The sequence below is a fragment of the Myxacorys sp. genome (assembly GCF_059501405.1).
The window spans coordinates 147,032-169,129 of the sequence record NZ_JCACCM010000116.1 but is presented as its reverse complement, the minus strand read 5'-3'; the positions used below and the strand labels follow the sequence as shown (position 1 = coordinate 169,129).

The following is a 22,098-nucleotide window of genomic DNA, read 5'->3' as shown; positions in this document are numbered from 1 at the left end:
GACTGGCATTCCGGGCACTGCAGAGAATCACCTTATTCATCTCTCCATTATGCAATGCCGGAAATATCATTGGTATCGCGACCATCAGCATAAGATGTAAACGGAACCCATTCCGCCAGCATGAAATAAGTAATGCAGCAAACTGCAAAGAACTAACTAGCGTGAGATGCTCTGACAGAAAGCGACCAAGCTCAGCAATCCCGATGACAAGCACAAGATCCAAGAAAAGCCCGATTCAATCTCTTCGGGTTGATTCCCCGCAGCTTGCTGCGTCCGGAGAGCACAGCGTCCGAAGGGTGCTGTTGAGCGGAATCGAGCCACGAAGTGTGCGAGTGGAGCGAAGTGATACACCGTCCGCTTGCGGCGGTGATGTTCATCTCGCGTGATTGTCACCTTCCTTCTTTCGCCCTCACCCTTACCCTCTTCTACGGCAGAAAGGACAAGAACTTAGGCTCCCTGCTCCCAATGGAAACAACGATCATCTTGAAAGCTAAGGAGATCGTACTTGTCTTCAGCAGCGTCTAATTTACGGAATGCGACGGTCGGCAAGATTGAATTCCGCAGAATTCTAACGTGTGCCCCATCTGCTTGTGAATGTAGCGGATGAGCGAGTTGTCGTATCTAATACACGGCAAATCAAAACCCTGCCTGATTTCTACACTTTTTTGTGTAGTTTAGCGAACATTGAAATATAGCCAATTGGCTGTGATTTAGAAACAGCAAAATAGACAAAAATCAATTGCACTTCTGCGGCTCTGTAGAGCCTTGATACTTTTGCAACACATGAAGACTATGAAGTGACTAAAGAATAAAAGGTCAACAAAAGCACGAATTAAGAAATAGAAACTGCTGCAAATAAAGAGCAAGATTTCGTCCGCGATCGCAAACATTTTTTATCTTCTTTTTCTTCAGTCCACTCTTAAATTAGGAGAAAAACGGTTGGAAAACACAGCAAATGTTGGATTGCGGCGGTTTCTAGGATTAAATTTAAATCTTGAATTTTAAGTAGTCAAAGTGTGTGAATTCAAGTAATATAATACCGAGTTCATACGGGCAACCGAACAGTAATAATTTTATGGTTGCTATTTTTTATACAGTCTCTTAGTTAGAAGTTCCAGCCAAATAGACCCAAACTCTAGCAAAAAGTTCCTTATATTTGGTCAAAAGGTGGAACGCCAGTTCTTTCGATGAACAGTATGTACGGTCTGCAAGACAGTGCCAAATTTACCACTTTTCAGTTCTCTTTAGTCGTGTGTTAAATCGCAATACTGTTCCTTTTCAAAGCAGTGTAATTACTGCTCCATCAGTTTTCTAGATAGATCATTTTGCTTGCTGTGCATCTTCCCTGAGCTTTTCGCAAAGCTTAGCCAGATTCGACTGTCAAATTCTAGGAAAACCTTGTGTTAGACTCCAAACTCAATACTTTATCGAACGCTGCTTCGGAGATTGGCGGCAGCGATCGTAGCTTTAGCGCGCTCGAATCGCCCCCCTATTTCGATGAGCGACTGCCAATTCCATCGCAAGCCAGCGCAGAGGCTACGCTACAGAGTTCTCTTATCGCCGCTCCTGACTCACGATCGAGCGGTCTAACAGCGCAGTACTTTGATAACCTGGACTTCACCAGCCCTGTTCTCAAGCGTGTTGATGCCACTGTTGATTTTGCTTGGAACTACGGTTCGCCCGATGCTAAAGTCGAAGGAGAGGCCTTTTCAGTGCGCTGGACAGGGCAGATTCAGCCAAAGTACTCAGAAACGTACACGTTTGAAACACTGTCGGATGACGGCATCAGATTGTGGATTAACGGACAACTCGTGATTGATCACTGGAACGATCACGCACCAACAACTGACACAGGAAGCATCAGCCTCCTTGCGGATCAATCCTATGACATTAAGCTGGAATATTATGAGCGGGGCGGCGAAGCGATCGCTAAACTTTTTTGGTCAAGCCTCAGTCAAACCAAAGAGATTGTTCCTCAAAGTCAGCTTTCTTCCGCCTTTCTAGAGGAGACCGTTCTAGGGCGTGCCGACATTGCCCTGCCCGGAGAACAAGCCCGGAGCGCCAGCGCCTTCATCGACTCGCTAGGAATCAATACGCATCTGCGGTACACAGACGATACCAGCTATGGTCGGTTTAGCGATGTGATCGAACCAAGATTGATCGAACTTGGAATTCGTCATATTCGGGATGGTGGCAATAATGCTGGGCTATTCGAGAAACTCAATCGCCTGGCAATGTCTGGAATTCGCTCAACGCTGGTGATGGATCCTAAAGACGATATTTCTCCCACTGAGGCAGTCAACATTGTCAAACGAGTCGCAGCTTCAGTAGATGCGGTTGAAGGCCCAAATGAATGGGATGTGAACAACGTTTCTACTTATCAAGGACAAGGGAGTTACGCTGGAGCCCGCCAATATCAGACCGAGCTATACCGAGCAATGAAAAACGACCCGGCAACCGCTGGCTATTGGGTGATTGCTCCCTCTTTAGCACAACCCGAAAATGCGGATCAGATGGGGTCTTTGCGAGATGTGTCGGATCTAGGCAATATGCATAGCTATGCAGGCGGCAGAGCACCCGCTAGTGATTACGATTGGCGATGGATGCCTCTAATGCAAAAGGTAACAGCCGATCGCCCCATTGTTGTAACTGAGACAGGCTGGCACACCGCCGATCACTACACGGCGCTTCAGCAACCGAACGTGACTGAGCAGGTTGCAGCAAAATACGTGCCCAGACAGTACTTGGAGAACTTTAACTGGAATATCCAACGGACGTTCATGTATGAACTGATCGATCAGAAGACTGAATCTTCTCAAGAGAATCGGTTTGGTTTAATTCGACACGATGGTTCTCCAAAACCTGCGTTTTATGCAGTTAAAAATTTAATAAGTTTGCTGAACGACGCACCCAACAATGTTCCATTAGGAACGTTGAACTATAGCTTGACCGGGAACACCACAAATCTGCATCACACGCTGCTGCAAAAGGCGAATGGAGAGTTTTTCTTGGTGCTGTGGACGAATGGAATTAGCACGGATGCCACGGTCAATCAGCAAGTGACTTTGAACGTGTCAACTCCAATCCGTCAAGCGACGACGTTTTTGTCAAACCAATCAACCAATGCTACTGGACAATATATTTCACCAACCCGAATAACATTGGAGGTACCCGATGAACCATTGATTGTGAAATTGACGTCAGCATAACTTGATGAATGCCTCTGGGACATAATTAGGGCGTTTTATCTAATAGCGCTATAGGGAATTTGACAATGCTAGTTGAGGAAAAAGTTAAACGGTAAAAACTTGCTAGCAATCTGCCAAATTTAGAGGACAGGTTGAGGGATGAAAGAATGGCTTACCTTTCATCCCTCTGCGAAGCGTTGCACAGGCGTCCCTCCTTTGACAAAGCACTAGACGAGGTTACGGACGTTAACAAGTAGTTTTGCTGAGTTATTGTGATTTGCGCGATCGCTAATCATGCAGCAAAAAGGCTGCCTAGCACATTTGTAGACAGCCTCCTGAGATAATTACCAGAAAAATTTGAGAAAACTATTCTGTTACTTCTATGCCAAACACCTGACCAAATACCTTTTCAACTTTGTAACCCGAATCGATCGATTCCATCGGGTCTTTGCGTAAGCGATGGCGGAGACACAGCGGCACAATTCGACGAATATCATCTACGGTTACATCGGTTCGACCTTCAAGCGCTGCTAGAGCTTTGGCAGCGCGGTTGGTCACAATATCACCTCGCAAACCATCTACGTCTAGTTCAGAACAAACTTGGGAAATTTTGACACGCAAGTCGTGATCGAGGTTGATTGACTTTAAGCGTGCCTGAGCATCCACAATCGTCTGCTGCAGGGCGTCTTGCCGCGGCTGATAGTGATCTAGAAACGGAATCGGGTCTTGATCAAACTCGGTTCGTTGTTCAACAATTTGCACTCGTAGCTCAGGCTGTTTCACCGTGCGAATTTCGGCGTGCATTCCAAAGCGATCGAGCAATTGAGGACGCAGTTCGCCTTCTTCTGGGTTACCAGAGCCAACCAGCACAAACCGCGCCGGGTGACGAATTGAGATTCCTTCTCGCTCGACCGTATTCCAGCCGGACGCTGCCGAGTCGAGCAACACATCCACTAAATGGTCATCGAGCAAGTTGACTTCATCAACGTAAAGAATGCCTCGATTTGCCTTTGCCAGCAGCCCGGGTTCAAACGCTTTCACCCCTTCAGAGAGGGCTTTTTCGATATCGATCGTGCCGCATACGCGATCTTCAGTTGCGCCTAGTGGCAGGTCTACCATTGTCACTTTCTTCCGGGCAACTGGCACATCTGCCCCTTGCTCAATCTTCTGACGTACCTCGTCACCCATCATTTCAGGATCGTTGGGGTGGCTATTAAAAGGATCATCTGCCACGACTTCAATTTCGGGCAGCAAATCTGCCAGCGCTCGAATCGTGGTCGATTTACCAGTGCCGCGATCACCCATAATCATGACGCCGCCGATTTTGGGGTCAATGATATTGAGAAGCAGTGCCAGCTTCATTTCTTCTTGTCCAACGATCGCGGTGAAGGGAAAGACTGCTCGACGGCGAGGGATGGACGCTGTAGCACGTCCGTTGGGCGATCTAGCTTCTGTCGTATAGGTCACGGGATATCCTGAAGGGTTTAAAACAGGTTTAATGAGTGTCTTTCATTGTGACATATTGTGTGAGGCGAAAACTTGTGTGAGGCGAAAACCGTTAGAGTCAGGAGAGTGCTAGAGCGATCGCATCTATCACGCACACAGCCTCCGGGTCGAATTGTCCAGCACATCAGCAACAAATGTAAGTGTCGATGAGCGCAGAAATCGACGAATCAACGTCAGAATAGCCAACTTACTGAAGCTCACTAAACTTTAAAGTCTCTACACTGAGGGCAAGAAAATCGATAGACTGAGTTGTCTAAGCTGAGGGTGGAATATGGCAGGTCGAATTCCAGTGGTGGTGAACGGCGCGACGGGAAAGATGGGGCGTGAGATTGTGAAGGCAATTTCTCAGGCGCAGGACATGACATTGATCGGCGCGATCGCACGCAATCCCCAATACATCGGAGAAGATATTGGAGAAATCGTTGGGTGCGGGGCGCTAGAAGTGCCCGTTACGAATGAGTATGAGCCGATGATGGCAATGCTATCTCAAGAAAAAGAATTGGGCGTCGTGGTGGATGTGACCCATCCTGATGTGGTGTACGGCAACATTCGTTCTGCGATCGCGTATGGAGTTCGTCCAGTCGTGGGCACAACGGGATTGAGTCCCGCTCAGATTGGAGAGTTAGCCGAATTTGCCGACAAAGCCAGCACCGGATGTTTGCTAGCTCCTAATTTTTCCATTGGCGTGATTTTGCTTCAGCAGGCAGCCGTTCAAGCCTCTCAGTATTTTGATCATGTCGAGATCATTGAGCTTCATCACAATCAAAAAGCGGATGCTCCCAGCGGAACCGCTGCTCAAACCGCGCAACTCCTAGCAGAAATGGGGAAAACCTATAATCCTCAAATCGTCGAAGAAACTGAGAAAATGGCGGGTGCAAGAGGAGCGCAAGCAGGCGAAGGAATTCGGATTCACAGCATTCGTTTACCGGGTCTAGTGGCGCATCAAGAAGTGATTTTTGGCGCTCAGGGACAGATCTACACGCTGCGACATGACACTAGCGATCGCTCCTGTTATATGCCTGGAGTATTGCTGTCAATTCGCAAAGTGCTCCAGCTTAAGACGTTGGTCTATGGGTTAGAAAAAATTCTTTGATATTAGATCTGAACCTCCCTTCTTCCATTTGTAAAGAAGGGAGAAGGCCGCTTTAGGGCTTGAGATCAAGGATGGGCATCTGTGCGATCGCGCCCAATCCTACCGAGTCTAATAACGATGTCCATTGTTGATTGCGCGCCGTGTTCTGAGGCTGTGCCTTGCGCAAATCATCCAATGTGAGGAGAACATTCCACCAAACTCCTGATTCTGCGTAGATACCTGTAAGCAGTAGAGTCAGCGCAACTAAAGAAAAAGCTCGGCGTTTGCTAATCCTAGGAAAATAGAAGTGTTTGGATAAAGAGAACCAGCACGATGCAAGGCAACGAAGTCTCTAAAAAAACCTCACCTCTTAAAATTCCCACAGCGCTATCAGAGCACCGTTGAGCAAGGACACTCTCTCTTCTGACACATGCGATGGCGGCTCCAACGCGCTAACACTAAAAGACAAGCGACTTAATATCGCGTAATCCTTTGAGTCTGGCGAAACGAATCGCTCACACTCTATTCAATGTAGATCTACATAGAAATAATTTAGCAATGACTGTTTCTACCGATAATCACACCGAGCAACTGAAGAAACTGCGCGACCTCGTCAAAGACATCGAATACTGTATGTTGACGACCGTTAATCCTGACGGCAGTTTGCACAGTCGCCCGATGGCAAGCAATCGCGAGATCGAAGAGAATGGCGATCTTTGGTTCTTCACCTACGCAAGCTCTTATAAAGTCGATGAAGTACATCAAAATCACCACGTTAACGTTAGTTTCGCTGCACCCGATAAGCAGACCTATGTTGCTATGTCAGGGCAAGCCGAATTGATCCAAGATAAGCAGAAGATCGAGGAGCTTTGGGTTCCTGATCTCAAGGCTTGGTTCCCCAACGGTGTGAATGAGCCTGACATCGCGCTGTTAAAAGTTAGCGTCGAGAAAGCAGAATATTGGGACTCGCCTGCAGGCGTTGTATCAAAAACACTCGGTTTCATCAAAGCAGCGACAACAGGTGAGCCTGCGAGCAGTGGAGACAACCAAAAGATTAACTTGAAGTAAAAAATAATCTGAAGTGAAACACGTTGTCTCTACATGTTAGACCACGAAGATTAATAGCTTAGGAAACGGACAAGATGAAAACACCTTTAGAAATTACATATCGCAATTTAGACCATTCCGCTGCGATCGATACTCTGATTCACGAGAAACTGAACAAACTAGAGCGCTTGTGTAGTTACATCAGTAGCGGTCAAATCGCCGTCGAGAAAATCAACGAGCGACCGACTCACGGTTCCCCCTACCGAGTAAGAATCGACCTAAGAGTGCCTCCTAACCATGAATTAGTTGGAGAAGAGCATCCAAACGATCTGGGCGTTCCTCTAGAGGCAGTGGTTAGAACTGCTTTTACTAAAGTTGAGCGTCAGCTCAAAGAACTCACCGATCGACAACGAGAATCTGAACATTCTAAAACGCATGAAGCTGGCGGCGATTCAACTGCGATCGTGACAAAGCTGTTTCGGGAAGATGGCTACGGATTCATCAAAACCTTAGAGAATGGATTAGATGTTTACTTTCACCAAAACAGTGTGAGCCACAACGATTTCGATCGCATCGAAGTGGGAACAGCAGTGCGATTTGTTGCAACCGAAGGAGAACAAGGATTGCAAGCTACCACAGTTCAAATCGTTGACAAACCTGGAGTGCGGGAAGGCAAAGCCGATCAAGACTTGATCGAGCCACCGTTAGGATGGCGATAGTCAGGTGTCATTAGAAGCCAAGCGGGCTGTGCTTGGATATTGCATCAATAAAAAGCTGGACTCAGTTGATCTGGGTTCAGCTAGCAACTTTTTTATTACGCTTCCTTCTCAGTTAAACAACTTCCACCTCAGAAGCTTAAAGCAGCAGATTTTTGTTCTTAACAGTTTTGCCAGTCATTAGGGATCTGCCAGCCATCAGGGACTCAATTGTTTCAATGCTTGCTGGATTGCTCTCGCTGCTAAAGAAGCCATGATGTGATATCCCTTCGCATTCGGATGTAGCCCATCGTCTGATAACTCTGCTCTCAGCATTCCTCGGTCATCCAGCATGTGGCTGTAGTAGTCAAGATGGATGCAGTTATTTGCTGTGCAATACCCTTTAACCCAATGGTTCAAGGCTTCAATCTTAGCTGGAGGTCGTCCAGCTAGGATTTTTCTCGTGCCATAATCGTGGATTGGAAGCAGTGACGCAAATACCACTCGAATCTGGTGGGCTTTCGCTAACTCTGCGATCGACGCATAGTTGTCTTCAATCTGGTCTAAGCTCATAGGACCTGTATTGCCTGCAATGTCATTTGTTCCTGCGAGAATGACAACGACTCGTGGCTTGAGGGCAACTACATCTGGGCGAAATCGGATCAACATCTGAGGCGTCGTTTGGCCAGAAATGCCCCGGTTAATATAAGGCTGACTCGGAAAATAGGTAGGTAGATCCCAAAAGTTGGTGATGGAATCGCCAAAGAACACGACTCGGTTCTCGCCTACTGCGGGCGGAGGAAGGGTAGCATTTGCTTGGCGATAAACCTCTAGCTGTGCCCAATCCTCCAAGCGTTGTTGAATTTGTTGGCGCAACTCATTAGGCGATTCAGGATCAGGAGGATGTGCAACAGCAGGCAGCTTAAGCGCTATCAGATTGAGTGCTGTTGCCAGAGCAATCAATAAGGAACGTTGCATGGACTAAAAAGTCATTCTTAAGATTGAACTGTTTAAAGCTTACTCATACCTAAAATTCCGGTGTATAAGATGTCGCAAATGTAACAATTTTTGAGATAAAGGTTTGACGCGCCGACGATGAAGCGAATCGAAAAAACCAACTTTACTACTGAGCCACGCCTGACCCGTAGACAGTTCACGCTTTTTCTCGGATCAAGCGTTTCCGCTTTGATGGCATTGAGTGCTGACCGGACTAAAGCGGCTTCTCTGGCTCAACTCTCCCCTCAGACCGCAAGCCGCAAACGACCTGTATACTTGGGAACGACATTCAGCCAACTCCAGTGCCGCTACTTAGGATTAGACTACCAAAAATCCTTCAGCCACATTTGCTCACTGGGGTTTGACTATATTCGGCTGTGTAGCTACTGGAATGAAATCGAACCGCTTAAGAACCAGTTTGATTTCACAATCTTGGATTGGTTGCTCGATGAAAGTCATCGGCAGGGAATTGCTGTAGTACTGACGGTTGGAATGAAATCACCTCGTTGGCCCGAATTTCATTTTCCAAAGTGGCTCAGCGATCGCTGTGATACGTCTGGCAATCCAAAGCCGCTAGACCGCAATGAGCAGATTGCAGATCACACACTCCAGTTCATCGAAACGCTTGTGAAGCACACACGTCATGCCCCTAGTCTAAAGTACTGGCAGGTTGAGAACGAACCCTTTACTCGCTTAGATATTACGGCAGGGCGCTACCTCAGCTACGGCTTTGTGCGCCGGGAAGTTGAACTCGTGCGATCGTTAGCCCTTCCTCAACAAAAAGTATTGATGACCAACTCCTTGACCCTGCCTACTGCTGATGACGCTGAAGACGATCGTGCCTTTCGAGAAAGCCTTGCTCTAGCCGATGCTGTCGGGATGAATGTTTATACGAAAGTGCCAATAGGCCACTCCCCCGCCTACCTAGAACCTGAAGAAGCCTATCGGACAAAGCTAAAGGAATGGCAGAAGATGCTGGTACACATGGGGAAAGAAGATTGGATTGCCGAGGCACAGGCAGAACCTTGGGAGCCTCATGAATTAGTTGCGACTCGTAAAACTGATTATCTAAGTTCCACCCCGAAGCGAGTGGAATATATCGTCGCTGCTCTTACAGATATCGGTTACAGCAGGGTCTTGCTATGGGGCTGTGAGTATTGGTACTGGAACAAGATTAATGGACGGAATCTATGGTGGTGGACGGTGCAAAAGTTGCTTGAAGCTTAGGTTTAAGACAATGCAAGATTCAAAGAAGCGCGTATGAGAGCTTATTCCCAACATCCTAATCTAGCCGTTTGCACTGAGCTAGACTTTGGAGATGGAGTACTCGAACTTTAACTGGAACGGGTCTTAAACAGACAAACTGTTGGATGTTTCCTAAAAAGTGAAGATCAGTCTCCCCAAAGTGCAAGTAAACTCTAATCTCAAGATGACAAACCGCTTTCCGAAAATTCGCGACTTGGCTGTGATTGGCGATCGCTGCACTTCTGCCTTGATCACAACGTTGGGTTCGGTCGTGTGGTACTGTCCAGAACGATTTGACTCTCCATCTTTGTTTGCATCCTTACTTGATCTAATAAATCGTGGGGAATCTTGACTGTTTCTGACGAAGTAGAACTCGATTTCACTGGGTACTGCAACAGCCAACCTGTCCGCATCGGCAATCGTGCAAAATCTCAATTGCAGCTTGATGCTCTTGGTAATGTTTTATTAGTTGCTAAGCTGATTTATAGCCACTTTCAGACCGATGAGCATTGGTCAGTTGTAGAAAAGGTTGCGGATTATTTAGCAGACCATTGGAGCGAGGCAGATCACGGCATTTGGGAAGAAGAGTCAAAGGAACATTACACGGTTGGTAAAGTGCTTGCGGCTTGTGGTTTGATGCACATTGCTGATTTTGCCAAGACCGACGCTCAAGCTCGTCGCTGGCGGGCGGCAGAGCAAGCGATTCGCCGTTTTGTGGCGCGCCATTGTTTGACCTCTGAGGGGGCTTATGCTGCTTTTGCGGACAGTGAAGCAGTCGATGTCTCCGCCGCTCTATTTCCCGTTTGGGCATACACGGCTCCTGACTACACCCGAGATGGTCGCGACGATTGACGCGCTAGAACGTAACTACGCAAGCGGGAATCTATACCGACAGCATCTAGAAAATGCTGACTCTCAGCAAGAAGGGGCATTTTTAGCAGGTACGCTTTGGGTCGCTCAATATTAGGTTGCTCGCCGCGACTTTCAACGTGCTCGCACGATCGTTGATGCCGCGTTAGCTTGTGCAAATGATTTAGGATTTTTTGCTGAAGAGGTAGATCCCCAGACAAAACAAATGTTAGGCAACTTTCCTCAAACGTTTGTTCATGCGGCGTTTATCGCAGCGGTCATTGGTCTGGAGACTGGATTGGAGCAGGACAAGGCAGGAAAGGTTAAGATTTCTGATTGAGTTCATCAACCCGTTTAAGGGGAAGCCCACGGCTCCTTTCAGAGCGTTGGCGACATACGCAAGTAACCGCCGCCGATTAGTAATTCACCTGTTACATCTGTCACCGAGTGCGCTGTTACCGCCCTTTTTAAATCAACAGAATTTCTTTTACTTTCTAGAGTCTATTTTCAGCTATAAAAAAAAGGACTCTAATCTTTAGGTCAAACTCAATTTTGGTCGATAGTAATTCACAAAGTTTCACTGTAGGGCTATTCAATTGCCATCTCAATGACACAAGAATTTCATACATTAGTTCTAGAGCGTAATCTTTAATTATTTATCGCATCATTTTTAAGTCAAACTCTCAGGAATCAGGATTTAAGCGATCGCAGGAAACCTATCTGCCAATGGGTTCCAGCATTCAGAACGCCCCCAAAAAGGTTCATTCAGATTGCCCTACAAGATCGCTTTAGAAAGGTTCGGTTATCCCCCTTAATGCTCTCTATTCAAACTCCATCTGAACATTCATGATGATAAAGAACGCAGTTTGTGGAGTGGTTCAGTCATGCTGTATCCTTTGCCAAGTATGTTTTTCTGCTCCGTCAGCGGCTGGAAAAAATTACCTCTAGAAGTAGGTTCAAACCCTTTACTTTCCGAAAAATTTGCTATATCATTAGAGCATAACCTGAAGTCGAACTGATTTCGAGATAGCACCGCTCCACCACGCTACAGTTCAGTGTCAATTTATCTACAGCTCATTACGAGACTCATTCGCGATCGCCACTCCCTAGCTTCTAAACCAGATTCAGTGAACCATTACTTCTTTCGTTTCGTCACGATTCCTTAGGATTCGTAGCATTCATCTCCTTATACCGAGAGATGAAGCTCTACAGTCCATTCCTTACTCTAATAGAGTAAGCGGACTGCTTCTCTTCCTATTTTTGCCCCGCAACAGTTTTTAGTTTGTTTTCACGGAGTTCACAGCACATCATGGCTACTGCCAACACCAAATCCAAAGCTTCCAAGTCCACCTTCTCAGCCGATATGGTGCGGACTTACTTGCACGAAATTGGGCGTGTGCCGATGCTGACCCATGAGCAGGAGATTCTCTACGGTAAGCAGGTGCAGCAGATGATGGCGTTGCAAGACAAGAAAGACTCGTTGACCAAGAAGCTTGATCACGAGCCAAGTCAGCAAGAATTTGCTGAACATGTTCACCTGAGCGAGTCAGAGTTGAATGGTATTTTTCAGCGCGGTCGTCGCGCCAAGCAGAAGATGATTGAGGCGAACTTGCGGCTTGTCGTCTCGATTGCGAAGAAGTATCAGAAGCGTAATTTAGAGTTCTTGGACTTGATTCAAGAAGGCTCGCTTGGCTTAGAGCGCGGCGTTGAGAAGTTTGATCCAACCCGTGGGTATAAGTTTTCGACCTACGCTTACTGGTGGATTCGTCAGGCCATTACCCGTGCGATCGCGCAGCAAGCCCGCACGATCCGATTGCCAATTCACATCACCGAAAAGCTTAACAAGATCAAGAAAGTCCAGCGCGAGTTATCTCAGCAGCTAGGACGTAGCCCGTCTGCTACTGAGATTGCTCAAGAGCTTGAGCTTGAGCCAGAGCAGATCCGCGAGTTCTTGATTATGTCTCGCCAACCCGTATCCCTGGATATGCGTGTCGGAGACAACCAGGACACTGAGCTACAAGAGTTGCTTGAAGACGATGGACCATCACCTGATGTCTATTTAACTCAAGACTTTCTCCGTCAAGACCTCAACAGCATGATGGACGATCTGACTCCTCAGCAACGTGAGGTTTTAGCGCTGCGTTATGGCCTAAATGATGGTCACGAGCTATCGCTTGCTAAAGTTGGCGATCGCTTAAACCTGAGCCGCGAACGAGTTCGCCAGCTTGAGCGACAGGCGTTAGACCACTTGCGTCGTCGCAAAGCCAATGTCCGCGAATATATTGCCAGCTAGACTCGTTAAGATTCTGTCTCTTATCCTCACCCTTCTACTTCAAAGGGGTGAGGATTTTTTTAACTAGTTGTTACCTATCTAACTAAGGTCTAATTAAGGGTGGCCTAGAAGTTACAGTGCTGTCCTAAACAAACTGTATTGTTCTTCAAAAGTGTTTTTCAACCTGCTGTAAGTAGCCCTCAATTGCTTCTTGCGCTTTTATTCCTGAATAAATAGAAATAGATGTTAAGTTATGCTCACCTTTCTTGGGGAGGAACTTTCTCGCTCTGTGGGTTGTGATAATCTGAATTGAAGAAGCAAGATTCTGATTGCCCGCTAACTATCAACATAGATAGCTTCAGCATTTTCTAAAGCGTTTTGAAAGCACTTCTAAAGGGGTCAAAACACAGACTGTCACGATGCTCGGTTGTGTAAGCTCTACACAAATGATTTGATAGCGATATGGCATTGACTGCTGCTCAAAGAAGGTAAATCTTCTTATTGAGTCATCAGTCGTATGCACAAAATTCTATCGATTTCTAGACCTCTATTTGCCCTTTCGCTACATCTGAAGTACTAAGAGAAAATATAACTCTTAGATTTCAATTTCTTTCCGAAATCCCACCTATAGGAGGAGTAGTGATACTTGCACTAACCCCTAACCTATTCACTAATCACCTGTAATTATCAGGGCAGATATAGTGAAACTTTTTTGACTGTAGTTTGACTGTAGATTTTTTAAGAGAGCATTTGTAATGAAAACGACACTGCCAAGCAGCACATTTTTTAATCCTTTTAAGACAGCCGCCCGCCTTTTAACTGGGCTATCTGTTGCGACTGGATTACTCGCAATGAGTATTCCATCTCACGCTGTGCCGCTTCGCAAACCCCAGATTGCAGCAGCAACCACGACGCTTCCTAACGGAGTCTACCTCTACGGAGAGTCTTCACAGCCTGAGCAGATTGGCAAGTCGTATTTTGTGTTTGAGGTCAAGCAAGGCAAATTGATCGGCGGACTTTACATGCCTCGATCGTCATTTGATTGTACCTATGGCTCAGTGCAACCTAATAAAGTCGCGCTAACGGTAGTCAACTCGTATGAGAAGACTGAAAATCCCTACGCGATCACGCTCGAGCGCAATGCCTCTGTCGCATCACTTAACAATCCGGTTCTTTCCCCTGTTGGACTCGAAGGGTTTCATCAAATTTCCCAGATTAGTGATACCGATCGCCGCATTCTCAACACCTGCAAAGCCGATCATCAAGACCGCGTTTGGAAGTAGTTCGATAGAAGACATATAAAAATTTACTTTGACAGGGATGTTTTATAGACGTCCCTGTTTTTTATATCTAGTGGATAAAACGAACAAATCTTCTTTGTTCTAACTAGCGTGTCAAGTTTTCACGCTATGTTAAACAGCAACTGGTTAAACAGCAAATGCTGACTCTAGCAGGCAAACATTCCTGTGAAATACTTCTTTCTGACTGATGGGTGGGTAGTAGGTCGCGTTTGGGAACTTGGCGGTTTGTGGAATGAACTATCGTGGCGACATAGACCCCAAATTGAGCAGACGACCGTTTGCATGTGGGAAAACGGCGAAAAGCTTTGGCTTTACCGCGTTGAAGACGCCGTACTGATGGTAGAGGTTAAACCGAAGTCAGAAACAGAGATGGCGGCGATCGGGCAAGTCGTTTTGAAGCGACTCATTACAGCCGACCAAGCGATCGACATCCTGAGCAAGAATTTAGCACAAGAGCAGTAGATCTACTAGACTTCTGGATTTGCCCTCCGTAAGCTGATCCCATTTCAAATTCGACGAGTATAATCGCAAACATGCGCCCTCAACTACGCGTAGAGCTTACCGTTTGGACTTGTGCCGACGAAGGCTTGAGAGATGAGGTAGGGGCACAAATGAGGTTGCCAAATTTTGCAGAATCTTGGTGACCGACTCAGAGTGTTCTTTGCATTTTCTGTTCCTTTGATTTGTCATTCACACCAAAGCCATGCCTCAAGACATCAGCGGTAATAAGGCTCTTCTTGACCCGTCCCAAGATGCTTCTGGGAAGGCATTTCAAGCCGTTGCAACACCAGAACCACCTCGGGTTGACTCATTTGCTGATCGACTGATGGATGACCTATTTGATGATGTTGAACGGTTGCTAGACGGGAGTCTACCACCACCACCTCTCAAACCCATTGCAACCGCTAAACGACGGCCCATTGAGTTTAGTCCGACTCCACAATTTTCAGACATTGTTCCACAGCCAAAAGCGCCCCAGTGGAATACCTATATCAAAGAAGACAGTTTAGCGATTCCAGAGCTTGATGAATTGATCAACACTAAGCCGTCTCCATCTCGGCTCACTAGTGTATTTCAAAAAGCTCTAGTCGTAGCGCTATGTGCCTCTGCGATCGCGGCAGCGGCAGTATGGCTCAGTCAACGAGGCATGGCGAGTCGATTTTTCAAAGCGATCGCTCAAGAACCTCAAGTAGTGACCCCAGCGGCAATGGCAAAAGCACCGCCCGTTGAACTCAATCAGCAGTTCTCGGACTATGTGCAACGATCGCTCAACGCTATCGATCGGAAAGTAGCGAGTGGAAAATCGGGCGCGATTAGCGCAGAGCGCAACTCTGTAGGAACCGCCACAACTCCTTACAAAAGCAGTCTTGCTACTGTTCCAGTCAGCAGCGTCAAGTCTTCGACCCTGCTGCCAAAAGTGCCAGTCGTAGTTAATGTTCCCTCTGTTCCCTTTGTTCCTCCGGCTCCCCCGGCTGTTCCGACTGCTCCAGCCTCCGTTACAGTCAACGATCCGGCACGTCAGGAGCTAAATCAACTTTTGGCACGGCTCTCTGGTGTTTTAGAGCGAATGTATCCTGCGGTTAACCGTCCGCAAGTCGTAATTCAGCCGCCGACAGCTTCCCCAACGCGAGCCGCTCAAGCTGCGCCTGAGTTGCAACGCACCATTCGGGGCCTAGTGATTGCAACTGATCCGAGCCAGTCGGCGGCCTTAGTCGATACTAATGGCGTGACTCAGCGCTACTACACAGGGGAAACCATTGGCTCTAGCGGCTGGAGTATTGTTGAGATTTCAGGAAGTAGCATTGTGCTGAGGCGAAATGGGGAACTCCGAACGTTCTCAACCGGGCAAAAATTCTAGAATAGCGATTAGGTGAGAGTTAAGTGCAGAGTGCTTGATGGTGATCAGCTCGTACTCCATCGCTTTACTCTTGAGGTTAATCGCTAGTATCGGAGTCTCACTATGGGTCTGTTTGATGATCTCGGTCGGTTTCTAGAAAATCGATTGGATGAATTTCTCAAAAACAATCCTCATCTCGAACTGCAAGCATTGGATGAGAAGCTCCGAGAGCAAGAGTTAGAAACAAGGCGGTTGATCTCAGACTTGCGATCGCGCGAAAAGCAAGTCGAGAGCGAAATTCTCTCAACTGCTCAGGAGATTCAGCGTTGGCATGTCCGAATTGAGAAAGCAAAAGCGGCGGGGCGGATGGATCTTGCCGAGCCTGCTCAAGCGCATGAAGCATCCCTTTTACGAGAAGGCAACCAGAAGTGGGGACAGATGGAAGTTCTGCGCGATCGCATCAAACAAACCGAAGAGCTTTTGCCAAAAATTCAGGTGCGCAGACAGGAAGTAAAAGAAGAACTCGCGCAAGTTCAAACGGCACGAGCAACACAAGCAGAACAACGCTGGGCATCAACGACGGGATGGAATCAGAGTACAAATGCATTTCGTGATGCAAGTGATCCGCTAGAGCAGAGGTTTAGAACGTGGGAAACGCAGGAAGAGATTGAACAAATGAAGCGGCAGATGGGGAGATGATGGAGGAACGCGGCGAAAGCATAGAGCGGGAGAATGATCTGCTATATCCGCTAGCAGGGCGAGCGCACCAAAAACTGAGTGCTTAGTCAAAGCACAGGCAAGGCTGGAGCGATCGCCCGTGCTTTGACTAACTCTGAAAATAGGCGAAACGTTTCTGTATTAAGATTGGTTAAGAAGCAATCGATTTCTTGTCCTTATCCTTCATGTCGTACGCTGGTAAACTTCGTCCCCTTTGGCTTGTAATTCTGCTGTCTGGTGTTACAGGGCTACTGTATTACGGATATTACAAGTGGGCAATTCAAGAAGAATTGCGACACTACAACGGCTACGGGTGGTCAGGAACGCTGTGTTTGATGCCGTTTGTCTTAGGGGTTACCATTCCCCTAGCACTAGCGAGGTTTGATCCTGATGTGCCAACAGGGTTCGCTTGGGTTTCGCTGCTTGGCATCATCTGGATCTATATCGTACAGTTCCGCTTGTATCGCACAGTCAATACGTTGTATCGACAAGCTGGGTTGAAAGAACCGTTGATTGTGTGGTGGATGTTTGTTCCAGGATTAAATTTGGTTGTTGGATTGCGGCAGATTCATTTCCTGAGCAAATTTTGGGCACAGGTTCAAGGTGAAGACGTAAAAGACCCGATCGCAGACAGCCTGCCGCTCCTCTTTGGCAATAGCTAAAACTGACGCCAAGTTTCCGTTCCCTGCCTTGTCCCTCTGCTAGCTTCAAACAGGCATTCTAAACTGCATCACATCCTGCTACCCTCAATAAAGACCCCTTTCTTGATAGAGAAGGAGGAGCTTAACCCTTACTGGCTGGAACTTATGAGTCATCCCGATAGCATCGCCCCTCATGGGGGTCAACTTATTAATCGCATCGCAACGCCGCAAGAGCGTGAAGAATTTCTTTCTAAAGCAGAGTTTCTGCCGAGAGTGCAGCTTGACGAACGGGCTGTATCTGACCTGCAACTGATTGCGATCGGGGGTTTTAGTCCCCTCACCGGATTCATGGGCAAAGCGGACTACGATCGCGTGGTCACTGACATGCACCTCGCCAATGGATTGCCTTGGTCGATCCCTGTCACCCTTTCGGTCAGCGAAGACGTTGCAGAACCGCTAAAGGAAGGTGCTTTGATCCGGCTAGATGATTTGACAGGCCGCTTTATCGGCGTTTTGCAGCTCACGGAAAAATATACTTACGATAAAGCTCACGAAGCCGTTAACGTTTATCGCACCGATGAAGAGAAGCATCCGGGCGTTGCGGTGGTATACGGTCAGGGAAATGTGAATCTGGCGGGTGATGTTTGGCTACTAGAGCGGGATGCTCATCCTCTGTTTCCCACTTATCAAATTGATCCAGCCGCCTCCCGGCAAATGTTTCGAGAGAAAGGGTGGAAAACGGTTGTCGCCTTTCAGACGCGCAATCCGATTCACCGCGCTCACGAATACATTATTAAGTGTGCGCTAGAAACGGTGAACGGTTTGTTTCTACACCCGCTTGTAGGCGCAACAAAAGAAGATGACATCGCTGCCGACATTCGGATGCGCTGTTATGAAATTATGCTGGAGCATTACTTCCCAAAAAATCAGGTGATTCTCGGCATTAATCCAGCGGCAATGCGCTATGCCGGGCCTCGCGAAGCCATCTTCCATGCTCTCTTAAGAAAGAATTATGGCTGTACTCACTTTATTGTCGGTCGTGATCACGCTGGCGTTGGTGATTACTATGGCACTTACGACGCTCAGTATATTTTTGACCAGTTCGATCCGGCAGCGCTAGGCATCACGCCGATGAAGTTTGAACATGCCTTCTACTGCACCCGGACTCAAGGTATGGCGACGACAAAAACGAGTCCGAGTACACCAGAAGAACGCATTCATCTGTCTGGAACAAAAGTGCGAGAAATGCTGCGTCGGGGAGAATTACCCCCGCCAGAGTTTTCGCGTCCTGAAGTGGCTGCCGAGCTTGCAAAAGCCATGAAAGCCTAATTAGGTCATTCGTAATTCGTAGTTGAGCAGATCTTTTCAAAATTACGAATTACGAATTCTTTACCTGTTACGCTGATAGCTATGGGCGTAGGGTAATTGAGAAGATGAAGCGACGATCGTTGTTGCAGAAAACAGGACTTTTGCTTGGAGCTTGGGGCGCGTCTCAGCTGGGTCTTGGCCTCCGTCACACCGCTCAAGCTCTAGCCCAGCCGACAACTCGCAAGCTTGCTCTACTCATTGGAATTAATGCTTACCGCAATGGCAACTTAAACGGCAGTCTTACAGATGTGGAATTGCAGCGAGAGTTGCTGACCTACCGATTTGGGTTTCAGCCGAGCGATATTGTAACGCTGACTGATGAAAAAGCAACGCGATCGCAGATCGAAACTGCCTTTACCGAACATCTGATCAATCAAGCGAAACCCGATGATGTCGTCGTGATTCATTTTAGTGGTTATGGTAGCTTGCTCAAGCTAGGCGCTACAGCAGATGATGTGCAGCCTGCCCTGATCACAGCTGACGAGTCATCCCAGGAGCTGATCACAAATGCAATTCCAGAAGACACGTTGTACCTGTTACTGCGATCGTTGCCCACCCACCAAGTCACTACTGTTTTAGACACGAGCTACTTTTATCCTGGATATCCCTTACAAGGCAACTTGCACATTCGATCGTTAGCCTCACCAGGCGAATTTGATGAAGTGGCTCAGATCGATCAAACAGAGCATCTGTTGCAAGAAAAGCTGCTCAACACCTTGGGTCTCGATCGCGCTCAAGTCAGGGCTCAGCGGCGCTCCGGGCAAATGCCAGGCGTCGTTCTGTCGGCGGCGGGAGATCAGCAAGTTGCCACCGAAGCGCCTTGGAACGGGTTTTATGCCGGACTTTTTACCTACGCCTTTACGCAACAACTGTGGCAAGCTCTACCAGACTCAAGCCTGCGGCTTAACCTGAGCCGAACTGCTGAGCGGATTGGCAGGCGCGTTGATCAAAAACAACAGGTCACGCTGAGCGGCAAGAATCGTGGTTCTTCTGGATCTGCGCTCAGCGCTAATAGTCCCTTAAAGCCCTATAACTTGTCACCGTCTCAACCTCCAGCAGATGGAGTGATCATTGCGCTCGACGACTCTAAAACAGCTCAACTCTGGCTAGGCGGGTTAGCTCCACAAGTGCTTGAGCAGTACAGCCTCAATTCTTTGTTCACGGTAGAAGCAGCTGGAGAAGCCGAGACTGAATTGCAGCCCCTTCCCCTGCTACAGGTGTATGAACGAAATGGATTAACGGCGAGAGCCAGGACGGTTGCAACCTCGGCAACGCAAGATGCAACGTTGAGCCTGGGGCAACGAGTCCAAGAAGCGATTCGCGTGTTGCCGCGATCGGTCGGACTCACGATCGCCATCGATGCAAACCTCAAACGGATCGAGCGCGTCGATGCGATCAGTGCCTTTTCGGCCATGTCTCATATTTCAGCCGTCACGGCTGGAGAGCAATCGGCAGATTATTTGTTTGGTAGTGTTCGCGCAACGACTCAAGTGGCGTCTCTGTCTACCGATGCGATCGCGGGATCAATTTCGCCCTCCAGCTATGGGCTCTTTTCTCAAGGACGAGAGGCAATTCCAAAAACGCTTGGTGATTCTGATGAAGCGGTCAAACTTGCTGTCCGCCGCTTAGCGCCCCAACTGCAAACCTTGCTAGGTGCTAAATTACTGGGTCTGACGGTGAATGACAACTCCTCACAGCTAGGAGTCCGGGCAACATTAGCTCAACTTGGAACACCCGAAAAATGGCTGGTGCAACAACAGACCGATCGCGTTGCTGCTGATTCTAATCTCGTGACGCCTTCTGATGGAAAGCTGATCACGATTCCGGTTGGTAGCCGCGTTCAGTATCACATTCAGAATACGAGTACTCAGCCGATTTATGTTTTGATTTTAGGCTTGGATAATGGGGGAACGGCAGTTAGGGTTGGGCATCCTCCCCAAGCGGGTGCCCTGCAATCTCTACCTAGCGTCCCCAGTCCTCCGAACTGTATTGCACCCAACGAAAGCATGACGTTCCCGCTTGTAGCGACTAATTCCGAGTGGATTATTAGCGACCCGGCAGGACTAGCAGAAACTTATGTGATCTGCAGCCGCACTCCGTTTGAGCAAACCGAACGGTTACTGGCGGCTGATTCTAGTAGTGGTGTGATCCGCCCGATCGCGAATTTTCTAGAAGTTGCTCAAGCCGTGCTACAGGATTTGCATCAAGCCAGCGCTCCTTCGGAACTTCGCGACGCGAACAGTGCCCAGTGGATTGGGGCGACCGATGTTTTCGCATTAGATGTCAATGCTTGGGCAACATTCCGATTTATCTATCAAGTGACAGTGTGACGTAGCATATGTTGAACCCATAAATCGTTGAACACACACCTTGAGCTAACCTTGAGCCAAAAGTAAGTCGCCTGTAGTACTTCTACAGGCGACTCAGGTGTAGCAGAATTTTCTGAAGAAGTCGGCTCAGTTAGTTGGCATACGATCCTGAGAACCAACCGCCATCTGTCAATTGATACCAACCGCCAGAAGACCGCACAACACGCACCCGCTCACCATAGTAGAGCGGTCTGCCATTGAGGGCATAGCCTGTCCCCGGACCGTTGCGGACATTAACAACGCTCCCCGTAACGGTTACAACTCGATCGATCGGAGTACCGCCACCACCAGTACCTGGATTAGAGCCAGTACTAGTGGCATAGGAGGATGAGAACCAACCACCATCCGGCAATTGATACCAACCGCCAGAAGAGCGAACCACTCTCACGACTTCACCATAGTAGAGCGGTCTGCCGTTGAGCCCATAGCCCGTTCCTGGACCATTACGGACATTGACAACGCTGCCGGTAATTCTAACGCGGGTGTCGATTGGGGTTCCACCACCACCAATGCCGCCACCACCAGAATAGGTAGTGTAGTTTGAGGCGATCCAGCCACCGCTGCTGATGCGATACCAACCGCCAGAATAGTCGCTAACACCTACCGTCTGACCACTGCTTAAGCCGCCAATGATCGGATATCCTGTTCCTGGGCCTGACCGAATATTCAAGCCTGATGAGGTCACGGTCACCGAAGCGGGAAGAGCATTTGCGTTAGGAACACTCACTAAAAGCGTGGTCGCCAAAAGCAAACCTGCAAGCCCAACTGATGCTGCCGCCGGAACCGTTAAACCCAGTTCCTTGAGCGATCGCACCTGGAGATCCGGAGAAGGATCTTCATGGGCGACAGCAGTTTCAAGAAATGCAAAAGTTTCCATGGTACGAATTCCCCGATAATTACACGTGTGGAATACAAAATCAGCTTGCTGTAGCTTCGTTCCGGAGCATTACGGAGAAAAGATTAATCTTTTCATAGAAAAATGGTTTCACTTAGGT

General features: G+C 48.0%; 22 protein-coding genes. 17 read left to right on the top strand and 5 right to left on the bottom strand.

Annotated elements, in window-relative coordinates; translation table 11 throughout:
• Positions 1-156: 156 nt before the first annotated feature.
• Entirely contained in the window at positions 157-393 is a 237-nt protein-coding gene (locus tag AC5I6P_RS15740; RefSeq protein ID WP_495694720.1) for a hypothetical protein, read from the bottom strand.
• Positions 394-1,400: 1,007 nt separating this feature from the next.
• On the opposite strand from AC5I6P_RS15740, the gene AC5I6P_RS15735 reads away from it, so the two are divergent.
• Positions 1,401-3,209 (top strand): PA14 domain-containing protein, encoded by a 1,809-nt coding sequence (locus AC5I6P_RS15735; protein ID WP_495694719.1) that lies wholly within the window; start codon positions 1,401-1,403, stop codon positions 3,207-3,209.
• Positions 3,210-3,554: 345 nt separating this feature from the next.
• Here the strand turns inward: AC5I6P_RS15735 and bchI are convergent, their stop codons facing one another.
• Entirely contained in the window at positions 3,555-4,655 is a 1,101-nt protein-coding gene (gene bchI, locus AC5I6P_RS15730; protein ID WP_495694718.1) for a magnesium chelatase ATPase subunit I, read from the bottom strand.
• Positions 4,656-4,965: 310 nt separating this feature from the next.
• Here bchI and dapB point away from each other — a divergent pair, with 310 nt between their 5' ends.
• Positions 4,966-5,787 (top strand): 4-hydroxy-tetrahydrodipicolinate reductase, encoded by an 822-nt coding sequence (gene dapB, locus AC5I6P_RS15725; protein ID WP_495694717.1) that lies wholly within the window; start codon positions 4,966-4,968, stop codon positions 5,785-5,787.
• A gap of 52 nt (positions 5,788-5,839) precedes the next feature.
• Here the strand turns inward: dapB and AC5I6P_RS15720 are convergent, their stop codons facing one another.
• Positions 5,840-6,004, bottom strand: coding sequence for a DUF928 domain-containing protein (locus AC5I6P_RS15720; RefSeq protein WP_495694723.1), 165 nt, complete (start codon positions 6,002-6,004; stop codon positions 5,840-5,842).
• Between the two features lie 320 nt (positions 6,005-6,324).
• On the opposite strand from AC5I6P_RS15720, the gene AC5I6P_RS15715 reads away from it, so the two are divergent.
• Both AC5I6P_RS15715 and AC5I6P_RS15710 read left to right on the top strand, forming a co-directional pair.
• Entirely contained in the window at positions 6,325-6,834 is a 510-nt protein-coding gene (locus AC5I6P_RS15715; RefSeq protein ID WP_495694716.1) for a pyridoxamine 5'-phosphate oxidase family protein, read from the top strand.
• Between the two features lie 74 nt (positions 6,835-6,908).
• Positions 6,909-7,532: a cold shock domain-containing protein gene (locus tag AC5I6P_RS15710; RefSeq protein WP_495694715.1), complete on the top strand. Its 624-nt coding sequence runs from the start codon at positions 6,909-6,911 to the stop codon at positions 7,530-7,532.
• 195 nt (positions 7,533-7,727) lie between these two features.
• On the opposite strand, the gene AC5I6P_RS15705 is transcribed toward AC5I6P_RS15710, so the two are convergent.
• Positions 7,728-8,486 carry an SGNH/GDSL hydrolase family protein gene (locus AC5I6P_RS15705; protein WP_495694714.1) on the bottom strand — a complete coding sequence of 253 codons (759 nt, stop codon included), beginning with the start codon at positions 8,484-8,486 and terminating at the stop codon, positions 7,728-7,730.
• Positions 8,487-8,603: 117 nt separating this feature from the next.
• On the opposite strand from AC5I6P_RS15705, the gene AC5I6P_RS15700 reads away from it, so the two are divergent.
• The 13 genes from AC5I6P_RS15700 (at position 8,604) to AC5I6P_RS15640 (ending at position 21,064) form a co-directional block, all read left to right on the top strand.
• Positions 8,604-9,731 (top strand): beta-galactosidase, encoded by a 1,128-nt coding sequence (locus AC5I6P_RS15700; protein ID WP_495694713.1) that lies wholly within the window; start codon positions 8,604-8,606, stop codon positions 9,729-9,731.
• Between the two features lie 202 nt (positions 9,732-9,933).
• Positions 9,934-10,101: a hypothetical protein gene (locus AC5I6P_RS15695; protein ID WP_495694712.1), complete on the top strand. Its 168-nt coding sequence runs from the start codon at positions 9,934-9,936 to the stop codon at positions 10,099-10,101.
• Positions 10,098-10,601 carry a glycoside hydrolase family 15 protein gene (locus AC5I6P_RS15690; RefSeq protein WP_495694711.1) on the top strand — a complete coding sequence of 168 codons (504 nt, stop codon included), beginning with the start codon at positions 10,098-10,100 and terminating at the stop codon, positions 10,599-10,601. The genes AC5I6P_RS15695 and AC5I6P_RS15690 overlap by 4 nt, the downstream gene beginning before the upstream one ends.
• Entirely contained in the window at positions 10,585-10,716 is a 132-nt protein-coding gene (locus AC5I6P_RS15685; RefSeq protein WP_495694710.1) for a hypothetical protein, read from the top strand. The genes AC5I6P_RS15690 and AC5I6P_RS15685 overlap by 17 nt, the downstream gene beginning before the upstream one ends.
• 33 nt (positions 10,717-10,749) lie before the next feature.
• Positions 10,750-10,938, top strand: a complete 189-nt coding sequence (locus AC5I6P_RS15680) for a glycoside hydrolase family 15 protein (protein WP_495694722.1) — start codon at positions 10,750-10,752, stop codon at positions 10,936-10,938.
• A 969-nt stretch (positions 10,939-11,907) separates the two neighbouring features.
• Positions 11,908-12,891 (top strand): RNA polymerase sigma factor, RpoD/SigA family, encoded by a 984-nt coding sequence (locus tag AC5I6P_RS15675; RefSeq protein WP_495694709.1) that lies wholly within the window; start codon positions 11,908-11,910, stop codon positions 12,889-12,891.
• Positions 12,892-13,625: 734 nt separating this feature from the next.
• Positions 13,626-14,153: a hypothetical protein gene (locus AC5I6P_RS15670; protein WP_495694708.1), complete on the top strand. Its 528-nt coding sequence runs from the start codon at positions 13,626-13,628 to the stop codon at positions 14,151-14,153.
• 183 nt (positions 14,154-14,336) lie between these two features.
• Entirely contained in the window at positions 14,337-14,633 is a 297-nt protein-coding gene (locus tag AC5I6P_RS15665; RefSeq protein WP_495694707.1) for a hypothetical protein, read from the top strand.
• 241 nt (positions 14,634-14,874) lie between these two features.
• Positions 14,875-16,029: a type II secretion system protein N gene (locus AC5I6P_RS15660; RefSeq protein ID WP_495694706.1), complete on the top strand. Its 1,155-nt coding sequence runs from the start codon at positions 14,875-14,877 to the stop codon at positions 16,027-16,029.
• A gap of 102 nt (positions 16,030-16,131) precedes the next feature.
• Positions 16,132-16,707: a TIGR04376 family protein gene (locus tag AC5I6P_RS15655; protein WP_495694705.1), complete on the top strand. Its 576-nt coding sequence runs from the start codon at positions 16,132-16,134 to the stop codon at positions 16,705-16,707.
• A 203-nt stretch (positions 16,708-16,910) separates the two neighbouring features.
• Entirely contained in the window at positions 16,911-17,387 is a 477-nt protein-coding gene (locus tag AC5I6P_RS15650; RefSeq protein WP_495694704.1) for a hypothetical protein, read from the top strand.
• Between the two features lie 144 nt (positions 17,388-17,531).
• The gene (gene sat, locus AC5I6P_RS15645) at positions 17,532-18,695 is read left to right on the top strand and encodes a sulfate adenylyltransferase (RefSeq protein WP_495694703.1); all 1,164 of its coding nucleotides are present in this window, start codon (positions 17,532-17,534) and stop codon (positions 18,693-18,695) included.
• Positions 18,696-18,799: 104 nt separating this feature from the next.
• Positions 18,800-21,064: a caspase family protein gene (locus tag AC5I6P_RS15640; protein ID WP_495694702.1), complete on the top strand. Its 2,265-nt coding sequence runs from the start codon at positions 18,800-18,802 to the stop codon at positions 21,062-21,064.
• A 130-nt stretch (positions 21,065-21,194) separates the two neighbouring features.
• Here the strand turns inward: AC5I6P_RS15640 and AC5I6P_RS15635 are convergent, their stop codons facing one another.
• Complete coding sequence (locus AC5I6P_RS15635) at positions 21,195-21,980, bottom strand: SH3 domain-containing protein (protein ID WP_495694701.1); 786 nt, start codon at positions 21,978-21,980, stop codon at positions 21,195-21,197.
• Positions 21,981-22,098 lie beyond the last annotated feature (118 nt).